This window comes from Sphingomonas sp., from assembly GCF_025362505.1.
Taxonomy (GTDB): Bacteria; Pseudomonadota; Alphaproteobacteria; order Sphingomonadales; family Sphingomonadaceae; genus Sphingomicrobium.
In genome coordinates this window covers 1-6,999 of sequence record NZ_JANYGG010000015.1, presented here as the reverse complement: position 1 = coordinate 6,999, position 6,999 = coordinate 1, and the positions used below count along the sequence as shown (strand labels likewise).

The window sequence follows — 6,999 nt, the reverse complement described above, 5'->3', positions numbered from 1 at the left end:
TGCCCGCCGCCGCGGGCGACGCGGCGGGTCAGGGGCCGTTCGGAGTGGTCATCCTCGATGGCTATTCGCGCGCCTATGCGCTCGATCTCGCCAAGACGCTGCGCCAGGCCGAAGCGTCGCATCCGCTCGAGCGCGCGCTCGGCGGACGCATTCAGGTTGCCGGCGCGCGGGCGGGCGGGTTGAGCGTCGCGATGACCGTCTCTCAGCGGTTCGGGCGGGAGCGCGAGTTCGAACTCGCCAAGCTCGGGATCGGCCCCAACGACGCGCGGCGGGCGCGGCTGATCGCCGGCTCGGCGGTCGCGCGCATCGACCGCAATACCGCCGTCGCCTTTGGGTTCACGGACGGCGCCAAGGCGATGGAGCGCCGCCTGTCGGGTGCCACCGCCGGCGCGTTCCTGATCGCGAAGGACGTTGCCGGCGACTCAGGCTTCTCGGCCACCCGCGGCGCGAGCATGGCGCTCCGCCGCCAGCTCGGGTCGGTCGGCCTCACCCTGTCGGCCGAAAATGGCCGCGTGTGGCAGGGCATCGCGACCAGCGCGACCGGCGCGCCGTATCGGCTGTCATCGGTCGCGGTCGACAAGTCGCTCGGCAGAAGCTGGCTCTCGCTCGGGCTCAGCCAGCTCGAGGAGCGCGACACGTTGCTCGGCGGGCGGATGGGCGCGGGCCTCGGCGCGGGCGGATCGTCGACGACCTTCCTCGACCTCGAAACACGCCGGCCATTAGGCGGCGGATGGGCGGCGAACCTGGCCGCGCGGCGCGGTTTCACCAGCTTCGGCGCGGGCCGGTTCCAGAGCGATGCCTATGCGCTCGACCTGACGCGCGACGGGCTGCTGCGCGAGGGCGACCGCTTCGGCCTGCGTCTCGCCCAGCCATTGCGCATCGCCAGCGGCGGCTTCGCCTCGCTGCTACCGACCGGTTACGACTATGTGAGCCAGACCGCGATCCGCACCATCGAGCGCTTCTCGCTGTCGCCAAGCGGGCGTGAGGTCGATGCCGAGATGTCCTACGGACGCTCGGTGACCGACACCGGCTGGCTCGGCGGCAATTTGTTCGTCCGCCGCCAGCCGGGGCATATCGCGAGCGCCGACAATGACATGGGCGGGGCGATCCGCTTCACGCTGGGATTTTAGCGGTTTCGCGAAGGACTGTGATCAAACCGTAAAGCTCTCGCCGCAGCCGCAGGCGCCCTTGGCGTTGGGATTCTCGAACGTGAACCCGGCGACGAAATCGTCCTCGACCCAGTCCATCCGGCTGCCGATCATGTAGAGGATCGACCCGCCGTCGACGAAGAAGATCCCCCCCGGCGTCTCGATCCGCTCGTCAAATGCGCTGGCCTCGTTCACATAATCGACCGAGTAAGCGAGGCCCGAGCAGCCCCGGCGCGGGGTCGACAGCTTGACCCCGATCGCCTCGGCGGGGGCCTTGGCCATGAGCTCGGCGATGCGCGCTTCGGCGCCTGCGGTCAGCGTGATCGCGGCGGGACGCGGGCGGCGGGTCGGTGCGTTCATTACAGCATCCCCAATTCGAGCCGTGCTTCGTCGCTCATCTTCGACGGATCCCAGGCGGGTTCCCACACGAGTTTAACCTCGGCATCGCGCACCCCGGGGACGGACAAGACACGCATCTCGACCTCGCCCGGCATCGATTCGGCGACCGGACAGTTTGGCGTGGTCAGCGTCATGGTGACGACGACATCGCCATCCTCGCTCGCCGCGACATCGTAGATCAGCCCAAGCTCGTAGATATCGACCGGGATCTCGGGATCGTAGATCGTCTTGAGCGCCTCGATCACCTCCTCCTGCAACGAACCGCCCGCCCCGCCGAGTTCGACCGGCGGTTGCTCCTCGGCGAGGAACCCGCTGAGATAATCGCGCTTGCGCTCGAACTCGGGGGTCACGCGGGCGCGCGCCGGGGGCTCGACCGCGTCGACCTGTTCAACCTCGATCATGCGTGGTTCGTCCATCATCCAAAAATCCGTTTCACCCGGCCGAGTCCCTCGACCAACGCCTCGACATCGTCCGCCCCGCTGTGCGCCGCAAAGCTTGCGCGGGCGGTGGCGGGAACGCCGAGCACCTCCATCAGCGGCTGCGCGCAGTGGTGCCCGGCGCGGATCGCCACACCGACATCGTCCAAGATGGTGGCGACATCGTGCGGATGCACCCCCTGATAGGTGAAAGAGACGATTCCGGCGCTGTCGTCGGGGCCGAACAGGCGGACGCTGTTGATCTGGCGAAGCGCCTCGCGCGTCGAGCGGGTCAGCGCTCCCTCATGCGCGTGGATCGCGGCAAGTCCGATGCCGAGGGTCCAGTCGATCGCCGCGTGGAGCCCGATCGCGCCAATGATGTGCGGCGTGCCCGCCTCGAACCGCCCCGGCGGCGGCGCATAGGTCGTGTGCTCGAACGTGACGCGGTCGATCATCGACCCGCCGCCCTGCCACGGCGCCATGCTGTCGAGCAGCGCCGAGCGCCCCCACAGCACGCCGATCCCGGTCGGGCCGTAGAGCTTGTGCCCGGAAAAGGCGTAGAAGTCGCAAGCCAGCGCCGAGACATCGACGGTCAGGCGCGGCGCCGCCTGGCAACCGTCGAGCAGCAGCAGCGCGCCCTTCGCATGCGCGATATCCGCGGCGCGGCGGGCGTCGAGGATCGAGCCGAGCACATTCGAGACATGCGCGAAACTGACCATCCGCGTGCGCTCGGTGACGAGCTTTTCCGCCGCGTCGAGGTCGATCTGGCCGTCTTGCGTCAGCGGGCAGACGTCGATCGCATAGCCGGCCAGCTGCCACGGGACGATATTGCTGTGATGCTCGAGCGCCGACAGCAGCACCCGGTCGCGACCGTCCTTGGGCAGCGCATAGGCGACCAGGTTGATCGCTTCGGTCGCGCCGCGCGTGAACACCACCTCGTCGGCCGAACTTGCGCCAAGAAAGCGCGCCGTCGCCACCCGCGCGGCCTCAAAGGCGAGCGTCATGTCCGACGACCGCCGATACACCCCGCGATGCACGGTGGCGTAATCGCGCGCATAGCCGTTGGTAATCGCGTCGATCACCGCTTGCGGCTTCTGCGCGGTCGCGGCGGCGTCGAGATAATGCCAGTCCGCCGGGAGCGCGGGGAATTGATCGCGCACATTCAGCGCGGCGGTGGGATGAATCAGCGCGTTCATGCGATGGCCTTCAGTGCGGCGCGGGCGAGGTCGGCGATGGCCCCATCATCTGTTGCGTCGTCGCCGACAATTTCATCCCACAGACCGCCGATGAAACCCTCGAGCAACAGAGCTCGCGCACCCGCCGGATCGAGCCCGCGCGCGGCGGCGTAGAACAGTTGCTCGCGGTCGAGTTCGCCGACGGTCGCGCCGTGCGCGCATTTGACGTCGTCGGCGTAGATTTCGAGTTCGGGCTTGGCATTGGCGGTCGCGCCGCGGTCGAGCAGCATCGCTTTCACCGACTGTTCGCTATCGGATTGCTGGGCGTCGCGCGCGACCGCGACCTTGCCGAGGTAGGAGCCGGTCGCCTTGCCGCCGAGCACGCTGCGAATGATTTGGCGCGAAGTTGCCGATGGGGCGAGATGGCGGACGGTGGTGACGATTTCGAGCGTCGCCTTGCCCGCGCCGATGTTGGCGGCGTGAAACGCGAAATGCGCGCCCGCGTGCAAGCGCACGTCGAGTTCGATGCGGCCATAACGCGACGCCGTATTGAGCGCGAAGATGGTGACGGACGCGCCTTCGCGGACGGTCAGTTCGACGCGGCGAATTTGCACGTCGTCGGCGCTCGGCAACCAGATTTGCTGCAGCTTTTGCTGGGCGGCAATTGCGATCGTTTCAGGCGGCGAAAGGTCGCTCCACACCGACGCCAGCGCGTCGAGGTCGGCGTAGCGATAGGCTTCGAGCTTGCGGGTGGGGAGTGCGTTCATTCTCCCCTCCCTTCCAGGGAGGGGCCGGGGGTGGGTTCTTCGGCAGTCGCGGAGTCATTGAAGCGCACAGACGTGCGAACCCACCCCTCGGTCCCCTCCCTCTTCGAGGAGGGGAGGAAGTGCCCCGCGCGCATCACGCGGCCACCTCGGCATAGCCTTCGCGTTCGAGTTCGTGGGCGAGTTCGGGGCCGCCCGAGCGTATGATCTTGCCCGCGCGCAACACATGCACCCGGTCGGGGCGAACATAATCGAGCAACCGCTGGTAATGGGTGATCAGCAGCACCGCCTTGTCGGGAGCGCGCATGATCGAATTGATCCCCGCGCCGACCGCTTTGAGCGCGTCGATGTCGAGCCCGCTGTCGGTCTCGTCGAGGATCGCCAATGTCGGCGCCATGATGCCCATCTGGACCATTTCGGCGCGCTTCTTTTCGCCGCCGGAGAAGCCGACGTTGACCGGGCGCTTGAGCATGTCGGGGTCCATCCCGAGCAGCGCCGCCTGCGCCTTGGCGAGGCGGATGAATTCGGCGCCGCTGAGTTCCGGTTCGCCGCGTGACCGGCGCTGCGAATTGAGGCTTTCGCGCAGGAACTGGAGGTAGGACACGCCGGGGATTTCGACCGGATACTGGAAGCCGAGGAACAGCCCCGCCGCCGCGCGCTCGTGCGGCGCGAGGGATAGAAGATCGACCGCCCCGCCGTCGTCATTCCGGGCTTGACCCGGGACCCACCTGCCTTCGCCCTGTTCTCCCAACAAGGTGGGTCCCGGCTCAAGGCCGGGATGACGAGCAGCGGTGAACGTCACCGTGCCCCCCGTCACTTCATAACCGGGCCGCCCACCGAGCACATAGGCGAGCGTCGACTTGCCCGCGCCATTGGGCCCCATGATCGCATGGATTTCGCCAGCCGGGATGGTCAGCGTCAGGCCGTCGAGGATCGGCTTGCCGGCGACGGTGGCGGAGAGGTTCTTAATTTTCAGCATCGTCAAACTTGTCTGTTCTTTCGGAGTGCAAAATAAGTAAGGCCGCCCACAATCAAGGGAGGCCCATAGATCATCAGAAAATAACCCAGCACGAATTTGCCCTGTTGAGAGCCATCAAGGCGCACCCCACCGTCTCCGAAAGCCAACAGCAGGCACACGGTCCAAACACCTGCAACGAGACCTGCGCTCGCAGCGATGAAGAAGCGTGCAAGGCTCACCCGACGCTCCCCTCAAGACTGATCCCCAACAGCTTCTGCGCCTCGACCGCGAACTCCATCGGGAGCTGCTTCAGCACTTCTCGCGCGAAGCCATTCACGATCAACGCGACCGCGCTTTCGGTGTCGAGGCCGCGCATCTGGGCGTAGAAGAGCTGGTCTTCGCTGATCTTGCTGGTGGTCGCTTCATGCTCGATCGTCGCGGTCGGGTTCTTGACCTCGATATAGGGGACGGTGTGGGCGCCGCATTCGGAGCCCAAAAGAAGGCTGTCGCACTGGGTGAAATTGCGGACATTCTCGGCGCCGGGGAGGACCCGGACCAACCCGCGATAGGTGTTGTTCGAGCGCCCCGCGCTGATCCCCTTGGAGATGATCGTCGAGCGGGTGTTGGCGCCGATGTGGATCATCTTGGTCCCGGTGTCGGCCTGCTGGCGATTGTTGGTCAGCGCGACCGAATAGAATTCGCCGACGCTGCCCTCGCCCTTCAAGATGCACGACGGATATTTCCAGGTGATCGCCGAGCCCGTTTCGACCTGGGTCCATGACACCTTGCTGCGCGCACCGCTGCACAATGCGCGCTTGGTGACGAAGTTGAAGATGCCACCCTTGCCCTCGGCGTCGCCCGGATACCAGTTCTGGACGGTGGAGTATTTCACCTCCGCATCCTCATGCGCGAAGATCTCGACCACAGCCGCGTGAAGCTGGTTCTCGTCGCGCATCGGCGCGGTGCAGCCTTCGAGGTAGGAGACGTACGACCCCTTTTCGGCGATGATCAGCGTGCGTTCGAACTGGCCGGTGTTTTCGGCATTGATGCGGAAATAGGTGCTCAATTCCATCGGGCAGCGCACGCCCTCGGGGATGTGCACGAACGTGCCGTCGGAAAACACCGCGGCGTTGAGGCAGGCGAAGACATTGTCGCGCTGCGGGACGACCGAGCCGAGGTATTTTTTGATCAGCTCGGGGTATTCGCGGATCGCTTCGGAAATGCTGAGGAAGATTACCCCCGCGCGCTTCAATTCCTCGCGGAAAGTGGTCGCGACCGAGACGCTGTCGAACACCGCGTCGACCGCGACCCGGCGCGCGCCTTCGACCCCGGCGAGGACCTTCTGCTCCTCGATCGGAATGCCGAGCTTTTCATAGACGCGCAGGATTTCGGGATCGACCTCGTCGAGGCTGCCGAGCTTGGGCTTGGCCTTGGGCGCGGCGTAATAATAGGCGTCCTGATAATCGATCTTGGGGATGTCGAGTTTGGCCCAGTCGACCTCTTCCATGGTGAGCCACGCGCGATAGGCCTTGAGCCGCCATTCGAGCATCCATTCGGGCTCGTTCTTCTTGCCCGAGATGAAGCGGACCGTGTCCTCGGACAGGCCCTTGGGCGCGAACTCCTGCTCGATGTCCGAGGAGAAGCCCCACTCGTAATCCTTGGCGATGGCCTCGCGGGCTTCGCGATTGTCGAGCGGTTGGTCGAGCTGGTCCATCATGACGCTAATTCCTGAAGACTGACGGCGTGGAGTGCGCCGCGCACGGCGTTGCCGACGGCCCCCATGTGCGGCTTGATCCGGCAATGCGCGTCGAGTGCGCAGTCGCTGGGGCCATCCGCGCCCGAGCAGAGGGTCAGCGCGATCGGCCCCTCGACCGCTTCAACGATGTCGGCAAGGCTGATCGACGCGGCCGGGCGGGTCAGGACATAGCCGCCCTGCGCGCCGCGCGTGCTGGTCAGCAGCCCGGCGTGGGCGAGAATCCCCATCAGCTTCTGCGCGGTCGGCAGCGGTACGCCGGTTTCTTCCGACAGCGCGGCCGCCGACAGCCGCTCGGCCGGGGCGCGGCGCGCGGCGGCGGTCAGCATCACGACCGCATAATCGGCAAGGTGGGTAAGGCGCATATATTCCTATTCGGAGTGGAT

At 66.2% G+C, this 6,999-nt stretch carries 8 protein-coding genes and 1 pseudogene; 1 reads left to right on the top strand and 8 read right to left on the bottom strand.

Going from position 1 to position 6,999, the window contains the following annotated elements:
* Positions 1-1,130: pseudogene (locus Q0R27_RS01185) on the top strand (hypothetical protein); the annotation flags it as partial.
* 21 nt (positions 1,131-1,151) lie between these two features.
* Here Q0R27_RS01185 and Q0R27_RS01180 read toward each other — a convergent pair.
* The 8 genes from Q0R27_RS01180 to Q0R27_RS01145 all read right to left on the bottom strand — a co-directional run bounded on the left by Q0R27_RS01180 (position 1,152) and on the right by Q0R27_RS01145 (position 6,978).
* Positions 1,152-1,508: an iron-sulfur cluster assembly accessory protein gene (locus Q0R27_RS01180; protein ID WP_293940261.1), complete on the bottom strand. Its 357-nt coding sequence runs from the start codon at positions 1,506-1,508 to the stop codon at positions 1,152-1,154.
* On the bottom strand, positions 1,508-1,963 hold the full coding sequence (locus Q0R27_RS01175; protein WP_293940260.1) for an SUF system Fe-S cluster assembly protein: 456 nt from the start codon (positions 1,961-1,963) through the stop codon (positions 1,508-1,510). Before Q0R27_RS01175 ends, Q0R27_RS01180 begins: the two co-directional genes overlap by 1 nt.
* Entirely contained in the window at positions 1,963-3,159 is a 1,197-nt protein-coding gene (locus tag Q0R27_RS01170; RefSeq protein WP_293940259.1) for a cysteine desulfurase, read from the bottom strand. Before Q0R27_RS01170 ends, Q0R27_RS01175 begins: the two co-directional genes overlap by 1 nt.
* A complete protein-coding gene (locus Q0R27_RS01165; protein ID WP_293940258.1) occupies positions 3,156-3,905 on the bottom strand; it encodes a SufD family Fe-S cluster assembly protein in 750 nt (249 codons plus the stop codon). The genes Q0R27_RS01170 and Q0R27_RS01165 overlap by 4 nt, the downstream gene beginning before the upstream one ends.
* Positions 3,906-4,038: 133 nt before the next feature.
* Positions 4,039-4,881, bottom strand: coding sequence for a Fe-S cluster assembly ATPase SufC (gene sufC, locus Q0R27_RS01160; protein ID WP_293940257.1), 843 nt, complete (start codon positions 4,879-4,881; stop codon positions 4,039-4,041).
* Positions 4,882-4,883: 2 nt separating this feature from the next.
* Entirely contained in the window at positions 4,884-5,099 is a 216-nt protein-coding gene (locus Q0R27_RS01155) for a hypothetical protein (RefSeq protein WP_293940256.1), read from the bottom strand.
* The gene (gene sufB / locus Q0R27_RS01150; RefSeq protein ID WP_293940255.1) at positions 5,096-6,577 is read right to left on the bottom strand and encodes a Fe-S cluster assembly protein SufB; all 1,482 of its coding nucleotides are present in this window, start codon (positions 6,575-6,577) and stop codon (positions 5,096-5,098) included. The genes Q0R27_RS01155 and sufB overlap by 4 nt, the downstream gene beginning before the upstream one ends.
* The gene (locus Q0R27_RS01145; RefSeq protein ID WP_293940254.1) at positions 6,574-6,978 is read right to left on the bottom strand and encodes an Rrf2 family transcriptional regulator; all 405 of its coding nucleotides are present in this window, start codon (positions 6,976-6,978) and stop codon (positions 6,574-6,576) included. Before Q0R27_RS01145 ends, sufB begins: the two co-directional genes overlap by 4 nt.
* Positions 6,979-6,999 lie beyond the last annotated feature (21 nt).